General features: G+C 70.8%; 19 protein-coding genes. 14 read left to right on the forward strand and 5 right to left on the reverse strand.

Going from position 1 to position 17,470, the window contains the following annotated elements; genetic code table 11:
- On the forward strand, positions 1-567 hold the full coding sequence (locus tag CCN37_RS17815; RefSeq protein WP_086821930.1) for a class I SAM-dependent methyltransferase: 567 nt from the start codon (positions 1-3) through the stop codon (positions 565-567).
- On the opposite strand, the gene purU is transcribed toward CCN37_RS17815, so the two are convergent.
- Positions 564-1,448 (reverse strand): formyltetrahydrofolate deformylase, encoded by an 885-nt coding sequence (gene purU, locus CCN37_RS17820; protein WP_086821932.1) that lies wholly within the window; start codon positions 1,446-1,448, stop codon positions 564-566. The genes CCN37_RS17815 and purU overlap by 4 nt on opposite strands.
- Before the next feature lie 69 nt (positions 1,449-1,517).
- On the opposite strand from purU, the gene CCN37_RS17825 reads away from it, so the two are divergent.
- A complete protein-coding gene (locus tag CCN37_RS17825; RefSeq protein WP_086821934.1) occupies positions 1,518-2,309 on the forward strand; it encodes an endonuclease/exonuclease/phosphatase family protein in 792 nt (263 codons plus the stop codon).
- 1 nt (position 2,310) lies between these two features.
- On the opposite strand, the gene CCN37_RS17830 is transcribed toward CCN37_RS17825, so the two are convergent.
- The 3 genes from CCN37_RS17830 to CCN37_RS17840 are packed head-to-tail and all read right to left on the reverse strand — an operon-like array spanning position 2,311 to position 4,374.
- Entirely contained in the window at positions 2,311-3,036 is a 726-nt protein-coding gene (locus CCN37_RS17830) for a maleylpyruvate isomerase family mycothiol-dependent enzyme (RefSeq protein WP_086821936.1), read from the reverse strand.
- Between the two features lie 10 nt (positions 3,037-3,046).
- On the reverse strand, positions 3,047-3,877 hold the full coding sequence (locus CCN37_RS17835; protein ID WP_086821938.1) for a class I SAM-dependent methyltransferase: 831 nt from the start codon (positions 3,875-3,877) through the stop codon (positions 3,047-3,049).
- Entirely contained in the window at positions 3,874-4,374 is a 501-nt protein-coding gene (locus CCN37_RS17840; RefSeq protein ID WP_086821940.1) for a DUF2505 domain-containing protein, read from the reverse strand. The genes CCN37_RS17835 and CCN37_RS17840 overlap by 4 nt, the downstream gene beginning before the upstream one ends.
- A gap of 17 nt (positions 4,375-4,391) precedes the next feature.
- Between CCN37_RS17840 and CCN37_RS17845 the strand changes: the two genes are divergently transcribed.
- From CCN37_RS17845 to CCN37_RS17880, 8 genes are all read left to right on the forward strand, one after another.
- Complete coding sequence (locus tag CCN37_RS17845) at positions 4,392-5,483, forward strand: UDP-N-acetylmuramate dehydrogenase (protein ID WP_086821943.1); 1,092 nt, start codon at positions 4,392-4,394, stop codon at positions 5,481-5,483.
- A gap of 119 nt (positions 5,484-5,602) precedes the next feature.
- On the forward strand, positions 5,603-6,604 hold the full coding sequence (locus tag CCN37_RS17850) for a hypothetical protein (protein WP_086821947.1): 1,002 nt from the start codon (positions 5,603-5,605) through the stop codon (positions 6,602-6,604).
- 115 nt (positions 6,605-6,719) lie between these two features.
- Positions 6,720-7,886 (forward strand): Ig-like domain-containing protein, encoded by a 1,167-nt coding sequence (locus tag CCN37_RS17855; RefSeq protein WP_086821950.1) that lies wholly within the window; start codon positions 6,720-6,722, stop codon positions 7,884-7,886.
- A gap of 87 nt (positions 7,887-7,973) precedes the next feature.
- Positions 7,974-8,807 (forward strand): alpha/beta fold hydrolase, encoded by an 834-nt coding sequence (locus CCN37_RS17860; protein WP_086821953.1) that lies wholly within the window; start codon positions 7,974-7,976, stop codon positions 8,805-8,807.
- Complete coding sequence (gene mshA, locus CCN37_RS17865) at positions 8,804-10,066, forward strand: D-inositol-3-phosphate glycosyltransferase (protein ID WP_086821956.1); 1,263 nt, start codon at positions 8,804-8,806, stop codon at positions 10,064-10,066. Before CCN37_RS17860 ends, mshA begins: the two co-directional genes overlap by 4 nt.
- On the forward strand, positions 10,048-10,542 hold the full coding sequence (locus CCN37_RS17870; protein ID WP_086821959.1) for a YbjN domain-containing protein: 495 nt from the start codon (positions 10,048-10,050) through the stop codon (positions 10,540-10,542). The genes mshA and CCN37_RS17870 overlap by 19 nt, the downstream gene beginning before the upstream one ends.
- Before the next feature lie 60 nt (positions 10,543-10,602).
- The gene (locus tag CCN37_RS17875) at positions 10,603-11,496 is read left to right on the forward strand and encodes a DUF4349 domain-containing protein (protein WP_246843111.1); all 894 of its coding nucleotides are present in this window, start codon (positions 10,603-10,605) and stop codon (positions 11,494-11,496) included.
- A gap of 378 nt (positions 11,497-11,874) precedes the next feature.
- Complete coding sequence (locus CCN37_RS17880; RefSeq protein WP_086821968.1) at positions 11,875-13,458, forward strand: 4-coumarate--CoA ligase family protein; 1,584 nt, start codon at positions 11,875-11,877, stop codon at positions 13,456-13,458.
- A gap of 123 nt (positions 13,459-13,581) precedes the next feature.
- On the opposite strand, the gene CCN37_RS17885 is transcribed toward CCN37_RS17880, so the two are convergent.
- Positions 13,582-13,896, reverse strand: a complete 315-nt coding sequence (locus CCN37_RS17885; RefSeq protein WP_086821972.1) for a hypothetical protein — start codon at positions 13,894-13,896, stop codon at positions 13,582-13,584.
- A 165-nt stretch (positions 13,897-14,061) separates the two neighbouring features.
- Here CCN37_RS17885 and CCN37_RS17890 point away from each other — a divergent pair, with 165 nt between their 5' ends.
- From CCN37_RS17890 to CCN37_RS17905, 4 genes are all read left to right on the forward strand, one after another.
- On the forward strand, positions 14,062-14,670 hold the full coding sequence (locus CCN37_RS17890) for a TetR/AcrR family transcriptional regulator (RefSeq protein ID WP_086821975.1): 609 nt from the start codon (positions 14,062-14,064) through the stop codon (positions 14,668-14,670).
- 18 nt (positions 14,671-14,688) lie between these two features.
- Positions 14,689-15,432 (forward strand): phosphoglyceromutase, encoded by a 744-nt coding sequence (locus tag CCN37_RS17895; protein WP_086821978.1) that lies wholly within the window; start codon positions 14,689-14,691, stop codon positions 15,430-15,432.
- A gap of 119 nt (positions 15,433-15,551) precedes the next feature.
- Positions 15,552-16,742, forward strand: a complete 1,191-nt coding sequence (locus tag CCN37_RS17900) for a cell wall metabolism sensor histidine kinase WalK (protein ID WP_086821981.1) — start codon at positions 15,552-15,554, stop codon at positions 16,740-16,742.
- Positions 16,739-17,428, forward strand: coding sequence for a response regulator transcription factor (locus tag CCN37_RS17905; protein WP_086821984.1), 690 nt, complete (start codon positions 16,739-16,741; stop codon positions 17,426-17,428). Before CCN37_RS17900 ends, CCN37_RS17905 begins: the two co-directional genes overlap by 4 nt.
- Positions 17,429-17,470: the final 42 nt, after the last annotated feature.

A 17,470-nucleotide genomic window follows, 5' to 3' on the forward strand; every position in this document is an offset into this window, starting at 1 on the left:
ATGCCGGACTACGAGGTCGAGGCCGCTCGCTACGACTCGACCCGAGGCGGTGAGCCCCGCGCTCGGGCCGCCGCCGATGCGATCGAACGGCTGCTCCCACCCGGCCCGGTGCTCGACGTCGCGGTGGGCACGGGGATCGTCGCCGCGACCATGACTCGCCCAGTAATTGGTGTTGATCTTTCGAGCGCGATGCTCGGGCACGCCGTGCTGCGCCTGCCGGGACGGGTCGCCCGGGCCGATGCGCGTCGGCTGCCCGCGCGGTCCTCCAGCGTCTCCGCCGTGACCGCGATCTGGTTGCTGCACCTCATGCCCGACTCGGAGGCGGTGGTGCGCGAGGTCGCTCGCGTGCTCCGGCCGGGCGGCGTTTTCGTGTGCACTGTGGACAAACGCGCCGCGCACCGCTTGGCGGAGGGCACCATCGCGATGCCCGGCGCGCGGGACGAACGCGCTCGCGTCGAAGCTCTCGGCGCGCGGTACGGGCTCTCCGTGTGCGGCGAAGGCTCCTTCGTCGGCCACGGCCAGGACCACGAGCCCGTCTTCCCGTTGGTGGCCCTGGCGAAGGGTTAGTGGAAGACCACGGTTCGGTTGCCGTGCACCAGGACGCGGTCCTCGACGTGCCAGCGGAGGCCGCGCGCGAGCACGACCTTCTCGATGTCGCGGCCCTTGCGGACCATGTCACCGCTGCTGTCGGTGTGGTCGACCCGAACGATGTCCTGCTCGATGATCGGCCCCGCGTCGAGCTCGGCGGTGACGTAGTGGCAGGTCGCGCCGACGAGCTTCACGCCGCGCGCGTACGCCTGGTGGTAGGGGCGCGCGCCGATGAAGGACGGCAGGAAGCTGTGGTGGATGTTGAGCGCCTTGCCCGCCCACGCCGCGCACAGCTCCGGCGGCAGGACCTGCATGAAGCGGGCGAGCACCACGGCGTCGGGGTGGTGCGAGTCGACGATCTGGCGGATCTGGTTGAAGGCGGCCTGCTTGCCGTCGGGGTCCTGGCCGGGGCCGGGGAAGGGCACGTGGTGGAACGGGATGCCGTGCGCCCTGGTGATGTTGGCGAGGTCGGCGTGGTTGCCGATCACGGCGCGCACGTCGACGTCGAGCTCGCCCGAGGCGACGCGGCCGAGCAGGTCGTAGAGGCAGTGCCCGGCCTTGGACACCAGGAGCACCACGCGGCGCGGCACTCCGGTGTCGCTCACCCGCCAGTCGGTGCGGCTGCCCAGCTCGGCGGCGACCCTGGCGAAGCGCGTGCGCAGCTCGTCCAGGCCGAAGGGCAGCGAGTCGGCGCGGACCTCCTGGCGGGTGAAGAACCAGTTGGTGTCGCGATCGGTGTGGTAGGCCGCTTCCACGATCCAACCGCCGAACTCCGCGAGGAACGTCGAGATCTTGGCGACGATCCCGGAGCGGTCGGGACAGCCGAGTGTGATGACGTAGCGGCGTTCAGGGCTGGACATGGCTGGTCAGTCTGTCAGGCGGTCACGATCGAGCGATGCGCAACCCCGGTCTGGAGCTAGGGTCGGCGCATGCGCATTGCCAGCTACAACATCATGAGCGGTGGCTTCGACGGGTACGAGACGGCATCGCCCGTGCCCCAGCGGCTGCCCGAGGTGAAGCTGGCGGTCGAGCAGCTGCGGGCCGACGTGGTCGGCCTCGTCGACACGTTCCGGTGGGACGAGGTCTTCACGACCGACGAGATCTGCGAGCACTTCGGCTACAAGCACGCGTTCTGCGTCAACCTGGGCGACGAGCGGTTGACGGAGTTGGGGCACAACAACGGCCTCACTTTGCTGAGCAACGTCGAGCTGGAGGACGTCCGCTCAGTTCGGGTCGCGACGCGCAACGCGATCTCCGCGCGGTTGCGCGGCGGGCTGCGGCTCGTGCTCGTCTACCTGGACGACCTGAGCGAGGACGTGCGGGTCTCGCAGGTGAAGGCGCTGGCCGCGGAGATCGACTCCAGCGTTCCGACCGTTGTCGTCGGCGACCTGAACTCGTTCAAGGCCAACGACTTGCCCGACCTGACCGGCGTGTACGAGAGCGCTCCTGTGCTCGCCGGAGCGCTGGCGCCGATCGTCGCGGACATGCAGCGGGGTGAAGTCGCGGAACTGCTGGAGTCCTTGGGGCTTCAGGACGCGAGCCCGGCCGGTCGCCCGACTTTTCCCACGCAGCTGTTCCCCATCAAGCTCGACGAGCCGGTGCTGCGCCTGGACTACTGCTTCCACACCGCTTCGGTGACTGTGCGGGACTTCTCGGTGCCGAACACGGAGATCTTCCACAAGGCGTCGGACCACCTTCCCGTCGTCTTCGACGTGGTGTGAGTCAGATCGTGGGCAGTGCGTCGAACAACGACGGGTCTCCGGTCTTCACCGCCGTGCTCGGGCGGTTCCAGACGGCTCGGTAGACCGCGTCCGCCGTCCCCGCGACCACGGCGTCGGTGTGGAGCGCGGGGTCCGCTGTCGGAGTCACTTCGGGCGTCTCGCCAGGGCTCAACGTCATCGTCCACGCGCGGCCCGCGTCGGCGGCGTGGAAGAGCACGGTGCCGTTCGCGGTCGAGGAGCTGAAGTTGCCCAGCGGCAGCGCGACCAGGCGCTCATCGATGCCGTCCGCGGCGAACTGCGGATCGAAGATCAGCCGGGAGTCCACGCCGTGCGCGAGGTCCGCGTCGACGCGGTGGATGGCCGTCTCGTGCGCCTGCCGCCGTGCCCACACGCGCACGCTCCCGGGCATGGAGGCGAACATCCAGGTCGGCTTGTCGTGGTCCAGCTCGACGAAGCGGTCCAGCATCGTGGCGGCCACGTCGTCCCACCACACCAGCAGCTCATCCCACTGCTTCGGCGCCCGCGCGAACTGCGGCGGGGCCGAGATGTCTTGTGCGACAAGCACTTCAGCGGTTCGCGAGTGCACGTTGGCGATGTGCCGCACCAGGTCGAAGACCGTCCAGCCGGGGCAGGGCGGAACCTTCGCGTCCGGGCCGGCGGCCACCGCGGCCTCGCGCAGCGCCACGGCCTGCTCTCGCACGTGATTGACGAAGTCGGCGTGCTCCATGCGCTCGACCCTAGAGGTCGGCGGGGGCCACCGCGGCCCAGTCGACGGTGACCTCACCGAGGCGCCAGCGGCGGTGGTTGTCGCGCACGGGCCAGCCGCGCTCGGCGAACAGGCGGACGGCCTCGGCCCACCTGGCACGCGGACCGAACGGCACGAAGGGCGCGGCGGTGGCCCAGCAGGCGTCGAGGTCGGAGAGCAGATCGTGCACGCGCTCACCGGGCACGTTGCGGTGGATCAGCGACTTCGGCAGGCGCTCGGCCAGCTCGGACGGCACCTCGATGTCGGCGGGCTTGCAGGCGAAGGTCATCGTCAGCGGTCCGGAGGCGTCGAGCGTGACCCAGCAGCAGCGCCTGCCGATCTCGTCGCACGTGCCCTCGACCAGCAGGCCGCCCGGGGCCAGCCCGTCCAGGATCGTGCGCCACGCCTGCTCGGCGTCGGACTCGCTGTACTGGCGCAGCACGTTGAACGCGCGCACCAGGTCGGGCCGCCGCCCGGCCAGCTCGAAGCCGCCGCGCCGGAAGTCCAGCAGCGGCGGGTCGGCGACGGCGACACCGGCGGCAACGCGCTCGGCGTCGATCTCCAGGCCGAGCATGCGCAGGTCGGGGCGGACGACGCGCAGCCGCTGCGCCATCTCCACGGTGGTCACCGGCGACGAGCCGTAGCCGAGGTCGATCACCAGCGGGTCGGCTGCCGCGCGCAGCACCGTGCCGACGCGCGGGTTCGACGCCATCCAGCGGTCGACGCGGCGCAGCCGGTTGGGGTTGGTGGTGCCCCGGGTCGGCAGGCCGAGCGCACGGGCCCGGCCCGCCGCGAACCGGGGCTTGCGACGGGCCTGGTTCACGGCTTGTCGGTCAGCCAGCTCATCGTGAAGGTGTTCTCCGCGTCGAGCAGCTTGCCGATCTGCTCCACGATCGCCTTCTCCACCTTGCCGCCGACGAAGGGCAGCGACACCCGCACCTCCAGGGCGCTGAGCAGCTGCGATCCCGCGCCGTTCGGCCTCAGCTGGAGCGAGCAGGTGATCGAGGCCGGGGCGCCGGGCACCGAGGCGACGACCGTGCCGACGGCGCCCTCCCCGGCGGCTCGCCAGCGCTCGGTGCGCTCGATCACCAGGTCGCCGTTGATCAGTGTGCGGACGAAGGAGGGCAGCTTGTCGGCGGGAACGCCCTGTTTGAGCACCGCCTTGCTCTCGCCGTCCGTGCTCTCGTGCGAGAGGAGTTCCGCCTTGCCGCCGCCGACCGCGGCGAGCCGCGCGCGCAGGTAGTCGGCATCGGTCAGCGCCGCGAGCAGCGCGTGCGCCGGGAACGGGAACTCGTGTGAGGTCTCGGTGCTGGTGGCCACGGCGCGTCAGGCTACCGTTGACGGCCGTGACCACACCGCCGTCCGCCACCGAAGCCGTCGCGCTCGCCGACCACACGACGCTGCGACTGGGCGGTCCGGCGGCCCGGTTCGTCAACGCCACCACCTCCGCCGAGCTGGTCGAGGTCGTGCGCGCCGCCGACTCCTCATCGGAATCCCTGCTCGTGCTGGGCGGCGGATCGAACCTGGTGATCGCCGACGAGGGCTTCGACGGCACCGTCGTGCGCATCGGCACCTCCGGCAGGCGCATCGACCGGCTCAGCGACGGCCGCGTGCAGCTGACCGTCGAGGCGGGCGAGGACTGGGACGACGTCGTCGCGCACACCGTCGCCAACGACCTCGGCGGCCTGGAGTGCCTTTCCGGCATCCCCGGCCTCGTCGGCGCGACCCCCGTGCAGAACGTCGGCGCGTACGGCGTGGAGATCACCGACGTGCTGGTCTCCGTCGACCTGCTGGACCGCGAGAGCGGCCAGGTGCGCATGGTGCCCGCCGCCGAGCTGGGGTTGGCGTACCGGACGAGCGTGCTGAAGGGCAAGGACAACGCCGTCGTGCTGCGCGCGCGGTACTCGCTGACCGACGGCGGGCGCTCCGCCCCGATCGCCTACGCCGAACTCGCCCGCACCCTCGGCGTCGAGGTCGGTGAGCGCGCGCCCGTCGGCGAGGTGCGCAAGACCGTGCTGGAACTGCGGCGCGGCAAGGGAATGGTGCTCGACCCGGTCGACAACGACACGTGGAGCGCGGGTTCCTTCTTCACCAACCCGATCCTCGCCGAGCACGACCTCCCCGGTGTGCTGGAGCGGATCACGGCCGTGGTCGGGCAGGACGTCCCGGTGCCGAGCTTCCCCGCGACCGAGGGGCACGTGAAGCTCTCCGCCGCGTGGCTGATCGAGCGCGCCGGTTTCCGCAAGGGCCACAGCGCCCGCGACGGCCGGGTTTCCTTGTCCACCAAGCACACCCTCGCGCTGACCAACCGCGGCTCCGCGCGCACCGAGGACCTGCTCGCCCTCGCCGCCGAGGTGCGCGACGGCGTGGCGTCCGCCTTCGGTGTCCGCCTGCACCCCGAGCCCGTCCTCATCGGCTGCTCGCTCTAGCCCGTGGGTGGGCAAACGCCTGGGTGAGCGGGGGCCGTTCGGGTGACGTCGTGTGACGATCGTCTAACTGCGCGTGTTTCATGGGATGTGCGGATGCCAGCTCTGACGAGGAGGGCATCATGGCGGGCGACACCCGGGCTTGGCGCAGGGACGAGATCCGACCGGTGAAGCGGCGGGTCGAGGACGCTTTTCTCGATCTGCCAGGGGTTGTCGGAGTGGACATCGCGCAGCGGCGCGTTGCGGGGCTGCCGGTGGGGCAGCTCGCGATCTCGGTCTCGGTGCTCGACAAGCTCCCCGAGAACCGTTTGCCGGCAAGGAACATCCTGCCGCGCGAGGTCGAGGGCGTTCCGGTCGACGTGGTGCGCGACGACGTCGTGGCGCACACGGCGCTGATGCGCGCGGACTCCGCGCCGGAACCGCCGCCCGAGGCCTACTCGACCCTGCTCGGCGGGATCAGCATCGGCCCGTGCAGGCCGATCCGGCTCGGGCCGCCGCTGGCGCCGGAGTACGGCGAGTACGTCACGGTCGGCACGCTCGGCGTGCTCGTCACCGACCGGCTCAGCGGCGGGGAAGTGCTGGGGCTGACCAGTTTCCACGTCGCGTGCGTCGACGACGGCTGGGCGATCGGCGACGAGCTGACCCATCCGTCCAGAGTGGACGGTGGCCGGTGCCCGGACGACGTCTGCGGCAGTCTCGCGCGCGGCGCCCTTTCGTCCAAGGTGGACGCCGCGCTGATCAGGTTCCGCTCGGGCAGCGCCACCGAGCCCGCGATCGTGGGCATCGGGCCGATCGCCGGGCACGCCGCGGCGCGCATCGGAGCTCCGGTGCGCAAGCGCGGCCGCAGCACCGGGCTCACCGCGGGCGTCGTGGTGTCGGTGGACGCGACCGTGCAGCTCGACTACGGCGCGGGCCTCGGCGTGCGGCGGATGCGCGACCAGGTCCGGGTGGAGGTGGCGGCGGGGCGCTTCGGCGACCGGGGCGACTCGGGGGCCGCCGTCGTCGACCAGTCGGGGCGCGTGATCGGCCTGCACTTCGCGGGTAACCAGGGCGGGACGGTGGGCTACGCCAATCCCATCGAGCCGGTGCTGGCCGAGCTGTTCGTGGACGTTTGCACCGGTTGAGGCGATCTTGAGCGGTTCGAGGTGACGACCGTCACACCCGACTGGCGCACCCTCGGCTTCACGCCGAACGTCTTCTGGGAGGTGCACGATCGTGCCCATGGGTAGGTGGAGGTCGATGGACGTGGGTAAGCGGGGAACTCGGGGCGTTGTCGGGCTGACGGGCATGGCGCTCGCCGCGGTTCTCTCGCTGGTGGCCTGCAGCGGGGGCGAGGGTGGAGCACCCGCGCCCGAGGCCCCGCCCGTCGCCAAGGTCGCGACGGACCCCGTCGACGGCGCGAAGGACATCAGCCCGACCGCCCCGGTCAAGGTCACCGTCGCCCAGGGCACGCTGACCGAGGTCACCCTCACCAACGCCGACGGCAAGGCGGTCAAGGGCGAGCTGGCCCCGGACAAGCTGAGCTGGAGCAGCACCGAGAAGCTGGCCTTCGAGAAGAACTACACCTGGACCGGCAAGGCGACCGGCACCGACAACAAGCCGGTCGAGGTCAAGGGCGGGTTCAGCACCCTCAAGGCGGGCAAGCTCATCCGGGCCACCGTGAACCCCACCGACAACGCGGTCGTCGGCATCGCCATGCCGATCAAGGTCGAGTTCGACGCGAAGGTCAAGGACAAGGCCGCCGCCGAGAAGGCGCTGGTCGTGGAGACCACGCCCAAGGTCGAGGGCGCGTGGGCCTGGCTCAACGACCGCGAGGTGCACTACCGGCCGGAGAAGTACTGGCCCGCCAACACCAAGATCAAGGTGCAGGCCAACCTGTACGCGGTGCCCTACGGCGACGGCAACTTCGGCCGCGCGGACGTGAGCACGCAGTTCAGCATCGGCCGGGCGCAGATCGTCAAGGCGCACACGCCCTCGCACAAGCTCGTCGTGCAGCGCGACGGCCAGACCGTCGCGACCTACCCGGCCAGCTACGGCAAGGACGGCAACAAGGACCTGAACACGCCCAACGGCACCTACATCGTGATGCAGAAGAACCCCGTCGAGAAGATGGACAACCCGAAGTACGGCTACACCAACGTCATGAAGAAGTGGGCCGTCCGGATCTCCAACCACGGCGAGTTCATCCACGAGAACAACGACAACGCGGCGAACATCGGCAGGGCCAACACCTCGCACGGCTGCGCGAACCTGCTGGAAGCCGACGCCAAGAAGTTCTTCGACAGCGCGCTGGTCGGCGACCCCGTCGAGGTCACCGGCTCGGCGACCGCGATCGCCCCGCAGTACGACGTCTACGACTGGCAGCTCACCTGGAACCAGTGGCAGTCCAAGTCGGCTCTGCGCTGAACGGCTCTGCGCTGATGTGCTCTGGGCTGATGTGAGTTCGGGAACGGGCCCTCGCGGACGCGGGGGCTCTCCGGGTTCACTGGAGTTGTGCGACTCTCGGAGCTGAGCGGTGCCGGTGGGACCAGGTTGGCCGTGGTGGAGGCCGGGCCACCCGACGCCCCTCCGGTGGTGCTCGTGCACGGCTGGGCGCAGTCGGCGTGGTCCTGGGCCGCCCAGCTCACCGATGAGCGCCTGACCTCCCGCTTCCGCCTCATCGCCGCCGACCTGCGCGGACACGGCAACTCCTCAGCTCCCGCCGACGGTTACGACCGGTCCGCGAACTGGGCGGGCGACGTGGCTTCGCTGCTCACGCACGCGGGCCGTGACGCGGTGCTCGTCGGCTGGTCCTACGGGGGCCTTGTCATCACCGACTACCTGCGTGAACACGGTTCACAGGCGGTCGCGGGCGTGGCGCTCGTCGGCGCGATCACCGAACTCGGCCGAGGTCGTGAAGGCGGGCGCACCGGAGCTGTCATGCGTGCCGCGCTCCCCGCCGCACTGTCCGACGACCCCGCCGTCGCGGTGCCCGCCCTCCAGGAGTTCATCGACGGCATGGCCGCGCGTCCACTGCTGGGCGAGATCCGCCAGCGCGGGCTCGGTGCGGCGCTGAACACCCCGCCCGCCGTGCGCCACGGGCTGTTCCGCAGGGACGTCGGCAGTGCTGACGTGCTGGCGGGGCTCGACGTGCCCGCGCTCGTCCTGCACGGCCTCGAAGACCGCGTCGTCGACCCGGCTGCGGGCCGCTACGCCGCCGACCTCATCCCCGGCGCGGCGACGAGCTGGTACCCGGAGTGCGGACACCTGCCCTTCGTGGAGCACGCCGAGCGCTTCTCCGCCGAGCTGGCCGAGTTCGTCGAGCGCTGCCAGGGGGCTGTGTCATGAGTGAGGGGCAAGTGATCAAGCGGATCGCCGTGCTGGCGATGCACACCTCGCCGTTGGAGCAGCCGGGCACCGGGGACGCGGGCGGGATGAACGTCTACGTCGCGCAGACCAGCAGGCACCTCGCCGCGAACGGGGTCGAGGTCGAGGTGTTCACCAGGGCCAACGCCCCCGACCTGCCGCCCGCCGTGGAGATGGTGCCCGGGGTGACCGTGCGGCACGTCCCCGCCGGGCCGCCGGAGCTGGACAAGAACGACCTGCCGACGCGTGTCGCCGAGTTCGCCTCCGGGGTGGTCGCGGTGGGGCAGGGCAGCTTCGACGCGGTGCACTCGCACTACTGGCTCGCCGGGCAGGCCGGTGTGCGGGCGAAGCGAGCTTGGCGAACGCCGCTCGTGCACACGGCGCACACGTTGGCCAAGGTGAAGAACGCCGCGCTCGCCGAGGGGGAGCGGCCCGAGTCGATGGCGCGGGTGATCGGTGAGGAGGAGCTGGCCACCGCCGCTGATCGGCTCGTGGTCAACACCGAGATCGAGGCGGCGCAGCTGCTCGGCCTGTACCGGGCGCGCCCCGAGCAGGTCCTGACGATCCCGCCTGGCGTGGACCTCGACTGCTTCACCCCGGGAGACCGCGCCGCCGCGCGCGCTGAGCTGGGCCTGCCCCTCGACGCGGTCGTCCCGGCCTTCGTCGGCCGCATCCAGCCGCTGAAGGCGCCTGACGTGCTGCTGCGCGCGACCGCGGAGCTGTTGGCCCGCACGCCGTCGCTGCGCGAGCGCGTGGTGACGCTCGTGGTCGGTGGTCCTTCCGGCACCGGGCTCGACCAGCCTGAGCTGTTGCAGCGGCTGGCCGTCGAGCTGGGCATCGCCGACGTGGTGCGGTTCCTGCCGCCGCGCTCCGGTGCCGCGCTCGCGCAGGCCTACCGGGCCGCCGACGTGATCGCGGTGCCCAGCCACAGCGAGTCCTTCGGCCTCGTCGCGCTCGAAGCCCAGGCGTGCGGCACCCCGGTCGCGGCGACGGCGGTCGGCGGGCTGCCCGTCGCGGTCGCGGACGGCGTGTCCGGGCTGCTCCTGCCCGACCACCGCACCGGGCGCTGGGCGGACGCGCTCGCCGGGATCGCGCTCGACCCGGCGCGGCGCGCGGCCATGTCGGTGGCGGCGGTGCGGCATGCGGCACGCTTCTCCTGGGAACGCACCACGGAGGGGTTGTTGGCCGCCTACGCCGACGCCGCGCGAACGGAGGCCGGGGCATGTCCGTGCAGCAGCTGATCGAATCCACTTTGGACGAACGCGAACTCGTTTGGCAGAGCAAGGAAGCGGGCAAGTACTTCGTCACGCTGCCCGGCACCAAGAAGCTCCAGACCAACTGCTGGCTCATCATCGGCCGCGAGGCGCTGCTGATCGAGGCCTTCGTCTGCCGCCAGCCCGACGGCAAGCACGAGGACGTCTACCGATTCCTGTTGCGCCGCAACGCGAAGCTCTACGGCGTGCACTACACCCTGGACGCCGAGGGGGACATCTACCTCGTCGGCAGGATCGGGTTGCACGCGGTGACCGCCGACGAGCTGGACCGGCTGCTCGGCCAAGTCCTCGAAGCGGCGGACGGGGACTTCAACAGCCTCCTGGAAATCGGTTTCGCGGACGCGATCCGGCGGGAGTGGGACTGGCGGGTCTCCCGTGGCGAGTCCCTGGCCAACCTGAAGTCCTTCAAGCACCTGGTGGGAGACGCCGAGTCCCAATCGTGATGCCGGTGGACGAACGCGGTTGAGGTCGCCTTCCGTCTTCGGGGCATGCCGTCATCCAACGTGACTCGACGTCTCGGCACCGCGATCGGTGCCGTGCTCGCACTGGGCTTGCTGGCCGGATGTGGTTCCGGCGCGACTTCTTCCGGCGGTGCGCAGGACTTCTCGGCGCCCGTCCCCGCCGATGGCAGCCTCGGCAAGCGCGGCGCGGGTGAGGCGGCGGGCATCGCCCCCAACGCGCCGGTCCCGCCGGACCAGAAGATCGATCCGCTCACGCCGAACTCGATCTCCCCGGAGCGCCAGCTGATCCGCACCGCGCGCCTGGAGCTGAGCGCCGCCGACGTCGCGGGCGTGGTCGGGCGCGGCAAGGAGGCCGCGACCAGAGCGGGCGGCTTCGCGGGCGCTGAGGAGACCAGGGAGACCCGCGCGACGCTGACCCTGCGCGTGCCATCGGACAAGCTCGACGCGGTCCTGGACGAGCTGGCCAAGCTGGGCACGGTGAACGTGCGCGACGTGCGCTCCACCGACGTCACCGACCAGCTCGTGGACACGCAGAGCCGCCTCACCTCGCAGCGGGCCAGTGTGGAGCGCGTGCGGGCGCTGCTGGGCCGCGCCAACACGGTCGGCGAGATCGTCCAGGTGGAGGGCGAGCTGAACCGCAGGCAGGCCGATCTCGAAGCGCTGCAACGGCGTCTGGAGTCGATGTCCAACCAGGTGGCCATGTCCACGGTGACGCTGACCGCGGTGCGGACCGGCGCTCCGCCCGCCAAGGCCGACACCGGCTTCCTCGCCGGGCTGGCGAGCGGCTGGAACGCCCTGCTGGCCTTTGGTTCCGGGCTGCTGACGGCGATCGGTGCCGTGCTGCCGTTCGCCGTGGTGGTCGCGGTTCCGGTGCTGGCGCTGGTGATCTGGCTCCGCCGGAGGAGGCCGAGCCCGGTCGTGACAGCCGAGGAGTGAGGGGACGGTGGAGCGGCTCGGGAGAGAGAGGGAGTCGCGAGCTCGAACCGCTCCACGCGTGTCCCCGGCCGGTCGCGCAGGTGGGGGGCACCTGGGCGGTGTTCCGGGCGGGCCGCGGTTCGACGGGGGATGCGAACCGCGTGACGCCTCACCGGATCGGGGAATGCGTGGGAGCCGACCAGTGAGGTGCTGCCAACTTGGCAGACCCGGCCGGGCGATCACAAGCCTGCCTTGTTACTCCATTCGAGTGTAGTTAGGCGTGCAAAGTAACGGAAAGGTGTCGGGTTCCTGCAGGTGGCGGATGCCTTGACCCTGGGTTGTGAAGCCGGTCACGATGGGGCGCCGCCACCTGGGCAACCACCCGACGGAGGGACGTTCATGATCTTCAGGAGCCCGTTCCCCGATGTTGCGATCCCCGACGTGAGCTTGCCGGAGTACCTCTTCGGCGATCTCTCCCAGCGGGAAGGCACTGCGAGAGCCGAGCACCCCGCGCTCGTGGACGGCTCCTCCGGCCGCTCGCTGAGCTACGGGGAGCTGGCCGCGATGATCGACAAGGTCGCGGGAGCACTGGCGGCGCGCGGTGTGCGCAAGGGCGACGTGGTGGGGATCTTCAGTCCCAACACGCCCTTCTACGCCGTCGCCTTCCACGGCGTGCTGCGCGCGGGCGCCGTCGCCACCACGGCCAACTCGCTCTACACCGCCGACGAGCTGGCCTCGCAGCTGCGCGACTCCGGCGCGACCGTGCTGATCACCATCTCCGCGTTCCTCGACCGCGCCGAAGCGGCCGCCAAGGCCGACGGAGTGCGGGTCTCGGAGATCATCGTGCTGGACTCGGCGCCCGGCCACGCCAGCATCGTCGACCTGTTCGCCGAGGGCGCGGCCCCGCCCGACGTGGTGATCGACCCGGCGACCGACCTGGCGGTGCTGCCGTACTCCTCCGGTACGACCGGGCGGGCCAAGGGCGTGATGCTCACCCACCGCAACCTGGTGGCGAACATCGCGCAGATCTGCGAGCTGATCGAGGTCGGCAGCGAGACCCGGGTGCTGGCGGTGCTGCCGTTCTTCCACATCTACGGCATGCAGGTGACCATGAACGCCGCGCTGCACGTCGGCGCGACCGTGGTGACCATGCCCAAGTTCGACCTGCCCGAGTTCCTGCGGGTGATCGCCGAGCACCGCACCGACCGCGTCTACATCGCCCCGCCCGTCGCGGTGGCGCTGGCCAAGCACCCGATCGTCGACTCCTACGACCTGTCGCCGATGAAGGTGCTCTTCTCCGGTGCCGCTCCGCTGGACGAGGAGCTGGCCGCCGCGGTGAAGGCGCGGCTGGGCTGCACGGTCCGCCAGGGCTACGGGATGACCGAGATGAGCCCGGTCAGCCACATGATCCCGGACGTGCGCGAGGACATCGCGATCGGCACGGTCGGCCTGATCATCCCGAACATGGAGTGCAAGCTGATCGACCCCGCCACCGGCGAGGAGGTCGGCACCGGGGTGCCCGGCGAGCTGTTGTGCAAGGGGCCCAACGTGATGGTGGGCTACCTGAACAACCAGGAGGCCACCGACTCCACTGTGGACGCTGACGGCTACCTGCACACCGGTGACGTCGCGGTGATCGACGAGAACGGCGTCGTCTCGATCGTCGACCGGGTCAAGGAGCTGATCAAGTACAAGGGCTACCAGGTGCCGCCCGCCGAGCTGGAAGCGTTGCTGCTGACCAATCCCGCGATCGCCGACGCCGCCGTGATCGGCGTGCGCGACGAGGAGGGCGAGGAGGTGCCCAAGGCCTTCGTCGTGCGGCAGCAGGGCGCCGACCTCGACGAGGCGGCGGTGAAGGCCTTCGTCGCCGAGCGCGTGGCGCCGTACAAGAAGGTCAGGGTCGTGGAATTCCTTGAGGCGATCCCGAAATCGGCCAGCGGCAAGATCCTCCGCAAGGACCTCCGCGCCCGCGAGCGCGCCTAGCCCCTGTCCCGCGCGGCCTCGCGAATGCCGCGTTTGGTGCCCTGAACTCCCTGAATGACTCATTCAGGGAGTTCAGGTACCTGAATGAGTCATTCAGCGCGTTGATGGTCCTGAATGAGTCATTCAGGAACTGAACTTCACGCTCTGGTAGCCGTTGGGCACGAGGGTCGAGCTGCCGGGCGGGACGGTGGTCGCGAAGCCGGAGCACTGGGCGTTGGAGTACACCAGCGCCGTGGCGTTCGTGCGGTTGTTCGCGCCGACGCCCTCCCAGGCCAGGGAGAAGCACTTGAACGCCGGCGGGTTCTGGATCGCGTAGGACTGGCCGGTCGCGGTGAGCACGACGAACTGGCCGGTGGCCGCCTGCGCGGTCAGCGGGGCGAGCAGGGAGAGCGCCGCGGCTGCTCCGGCGGCGGCGAGAACGGTCAGACTTCTGGTCACGGTGACCCCCAGGTCGTGGTGATGGGACGGAACGACCGATACCTATCGGCTGACCGCACCGCGCGCCCGCGTTTTCAGCGATGCTGAACGACGCCAACGTTCGCCTTGGCGTTCGCCGCCAACCGCGTTCGGCTGGACGGCCGATTCGGGTTAGGTTCTCGTGACATGTCCACGCCAGTGCCCGAGCGCCCGCAGCGCGGCGGCCGACCGCGCAACGCCGCCATCGACGGCCAGGTCCTCTCCGCAGCGGTGGACCTGGTGGTCGACAAGGGCATGGCCGGGTTCTCCATCGAACGCCTCGCCGCGCACACCGGGATCGCCAAGACCACGATCTACCGCAGGTGGAAGTCCGGGGACGAGCTGCTGCAGGACGCGCTGGCCTCGCTGCACTTCATCCACCAGGAGTTCGAGGAGGGACCGCTGGAGCCGGTCCTGGTCGAGCGGGTCTGGCAGCTCTACCGCAGCATGATCGACACCAGGGCGGGCAAGCTGGTCGCCGAGCTGGTCCCCGACATCCACCGCCGCCCCGAGCTGTTCGAGGTCTACTGGACCCAGGTGGTCCGCCCCGGCCGGGCCGCGATGGTGGAGCGGCTGCGGCGGGCGGTCGCCGAGGGCGAGCTGCTGGCGGGCACCGATCCGGAGTTCCTGGTCGAGATGCTGATCGGGCCCGCGCTCTCCGGCGCGCTGTTCCTGCCGGGGGCGATGACCGAGGAGCAGTCGGCCTTCCACGTGCGCACGGTCCTCGCCGGACTCCGTCCTAACACGAAAGAGTGATCTGGCAGGCTTGACGCCATGACAGCGACCCTGGTTCTGCTCCGCCACGGTGAGAGCGTCTGGAACGCCGAGAACCTGTTCACCGGCTGGGTGGACGTGCCGTTGTCGGAGAAGGGGGTGGTCGAGGCCAAGCGCGGCGGTGAGCTGCTCAGCGAGGCCAAGCTCCTGCCCGACGTGGTGCACACCTCGCTGCTGCGACGCGCGATCTCCACCGCCAACCTCGCGCTCGACGCCTGCGACCGGCACTGGATCGACGTCCGCCGCGACTGGCGGCTCAACGAGCGGCACTACGGCGCGCTCCAGGGCAAGGACAAGAAGCAGACCCTGGAGGCCTACGGCGAGGAGCAGTTCATGCTCTGGCGCCGCTCCTACGACACCCCGCCGCCGGACATCGAGCTGGGCAGCACCTACTCCCAGGACGAGGACCCGCGCTACGCCGGGCTCGGCTCCGAGCTGCCGCGCACCGAGTGCCTCAAGGACGTCGGCATCCGCATGCTGCCGTACTGGGAGAAGGCGATCGTGCCCGACCTGCGCGCGGGCAAGGTCGTGCTCGTCGCCGCGCACGGCAACTCGCTGCGCGCGCTCGTGAAGCACCTCGACGGCATCTCCGACGAGGCCATCGCGGGGCTGAACATCCCCACCGGCATCCCGCTGCGCTACGACCTCGACGAGGACCTCAAGCCGGTCACCGCCGGTGGTACCTACCTCGACCCCGAGGCAGCGGCGGGTGCGATCAAGGCCGTCGCGAGCCAGGGCCGATAACCGTTCGGTTAACGGTTCGAGACCTGTCGCTGAACAACGCCTCGAACAGGTGTCACGGGCGTCACGTATAGCCGTCTGGGAGTAGTCCAACCGCCCGGACCAGTGCTTACGATGCGCCCGTGACCGCTTCGGGCTGCATCGCCCTGCTGATCGGTGTGCTGCTGGTCGGCGCGGGGGTCGGCTTTGTCTCCGGGCGCGCCGCCGGTCGGCGCGCCCGGAACCGACCCGCCGAGCTGACCGTGGCCGATCTCGTGCAACGCGTCGTGCACTCCGCGCACAACGGGGTGGCGGTCATCAACCGCTTCGGCGCGGTCGTCGTGCACAACCCGCGCTCGGTCGAGCTGGGCTTCGTCAGGGACAACCGCCCCGACCTCCGCGCCGAGAAGGCCGCCGAGCAGGCCATCGCCACCGGTGAGCCCGTCGAGGTCGACCTCACCCCGCTGGACAACCGGGTCGGCCGCCAGCCCGCCGCCGTGCTCGCCGAGGTCCGCCCGCTCGGGGACGGCTTCGCCGTTGTCGACGCCGCCGACCAGTCCGAGGCCGTCCGCCTCGAAGCCACCCGCCGCGACTTCGTCGCCAACGTCAGCCACGAGCTGAAGACGCCGGTCGGCGCGCTCGCGCTGCTGGCCGAGGCCGTGCTGGACGCCGTTGACGACCCGGTCGAGGTGCGCAGGTTCAGCGGCAAGATCCTCCGCGAGGCCACCCGGCTCGGCACCCTGGTCACCGAGCTGATCGCGCTGTCCCGGCTGACCGGCGCCGAGGCGCTGCCCGAGCTGGAGGTGCTGGAGGTCGACGACGTCGTCGACGAGGCGCTCGGCCGCTCCCGGCTGGCCGCGGAGTCCGCGGGCATCGAGATCACCGTGGACCGGCAGAGCGGCCTGCTCGTGGACGGCGACCGCACGCTGCTGGTGACCGCGCTGACCAACCTGATCGACAACGCCGTCTCCTACTCCGAGCCGGGCAGCCCGGTCTCGCTCAGCCGCCGCTTCGCCGACGGGACCGTGGAGATCGCGGTCACCGACCGGGGGACCGGCATCGCCCCGGAGCACCAGGAGCGCGTCTTCGAGCGCTTCTACCGAGCCGACCCGGCCCGCTCCAGGGCCACCGGGGGCACCGGCCTCGGACTGGCCATCGTCAAGCACGTCGCCGCCAACCACGGCGGTGAGGTGCGGCTGTGGAGCAAGCCGGGCACCGGTTCCACCTTCACCCTCCGCATCCCGGCACACCGGGTCGCGGAGGTCGCGCCCTCAGTGGCGGCACCGGAGGACCCGGCGCCGCTCGCCGTCGTCGAATCCGGAGGAGTCTCGTGACCAGGGTGCTCATCGTCGAGGACGAGGAGTCCTTCGCCGACCCGCTCGCCTTCCTGCTGCGCAAGGAGGGCTTCGCCACCGCCGTCGCCGCGACCGGCCAGGAGGCGCTGGAGGAGTTCGACCGCAACGGCGCCGACATCGTGCTGCTGGACCTGATGCTGCCGGGGATGAGCGGCACCGACGTCTGCCGCGCGCTGCGGCTGCGCTCCTCGGTGCCCGTGATCATGGTCACGGCCCGGGACAGCGAGATCGACAAGGTGGTCGGCCTGGAGCTGGGCGCCGACGACTACGTCACCAAGCCGTACTCGGCGCGGGAGCTGATCGCGCGCGTCCGCGCGGTGCTGCGCAGGGGCGCCGACAACGCGATGGACTCCGACCTCGCGCCGCAGGTGCTGGAGGCGGGCGTGGTGCGGATGGACGTGGAGCGGCACGTGGTCACGGTCTCCGGCGCGGAGGTCAGCCTGCCGCTGAAGGAGTTCGACCTGCTGGAGTACCTGCTGCGCAACGTCGGCAGGGTGCTCACCCGCGGCCAGCTGATCGACCGGGTGTGGGGCGCGGACTACGTCGGCGACACCAAGACGCTGGACGTGCACGTGAAGCGGCTGCGTTCCAAGATCGAACCGGACCCCTCGCTGCCCCGGTACCTGGTCACGGTCCGTGGGCTGGGCTACAAGTTCGAGTCGTAGGCTGTTGATCACGCGTCCGGGGCCGCGCGCCCCGGACGGCGC

Source organism: Allokutzneria sp. NRRL B-24872 (genome assembly GCF_002155965.1).
Classification (GTDB): Bacteria; Actinomycetota; Actinomycetes; order Mycobacteriales; family Pseudonocardiaceae; genus Allokutzneria.

Excerpts from the sequence above, each read along its gene's own strand:
- CCN37_RS17830 (WP_086821936.1), bottom strand. The coding sequence starts at position 3,036 with ATGGAGCACGCCGACTTCGTCAATCACGTGCGAGAGCAGGCCGTGGCG.
- CCN37_RS17850 (WP_086821947.1), top strand. The coding sequence starts at position 5,603 with ATGGCGGGCGACACCCGGGCTTGGCGCAGGGACGAGATCCGACCGGTG.
- CCN37_RS17870 (WP_086821959.1), top strand. The coding sequence starts at position 10,048 with ATGTCCGTGCAGCAGCTGATCGAATCCACTTTGGACGAACGCGAACTC.
- CCN37_RS17890 (WP_086821975.1), top strand. The coding sequence starts at position 14,062 with ATGTCCACGCCAGTGCCCGAGCGCCCGCAGCGCGGCGGCCGACCGCGC.
- CCN37_RS17825 (WP_086821934.1), top strand. The coding sequence starts at position 1,518 with ATGCGCATTGCCAGCTACAACATCATGAGCGGTGGCTTCGACGGGTAC.
- purU (WP_086821932.1), bottom strand. The coding sequence starts at position 1,448 with ATGTCCAGCCCTGAACGCCGCTACGTCATCACACTCGGCTGTCCCGAC.
- CCN37_RS17880 (WP_086821968.1), top strand. The coding sequence starts at position 11,875 with ATGATCTTCAGGAGCCCGTTCCCCGATGTTGCGATCCCCGACGTGAGC.
- CCN37_RS17815 (WP_086821930.1), top strand. The coding sequence starts at position 1 with ATGCCGGACTACGAGGTCGAGGCCGCTCGCTACGACTCGACCCGAGGC.
- mshA (WP_086821956.1), top strand. The coding sequence starts at position 8,804 with ATGAGTGAGGGGCAAGTGATCAAGCGGATCGCCGTGCTGGCGATGCAC.
- CCN37_RS17895 (WP_086821978.1), top strand. The coding sequence starts at position 14,689 with ATGACAGCGACCCTGGTTCTGCTCCGCCACGGTGAGAGCGTCTGGAAC.
- CCN37_RS17855 (WP_086821950.1), top strand. The coding sequence starts at position 6,720 with ATGGACGTGGGTAAGCGGGGAACTCGGGGCGTTGTCGGGCTGACGGGC.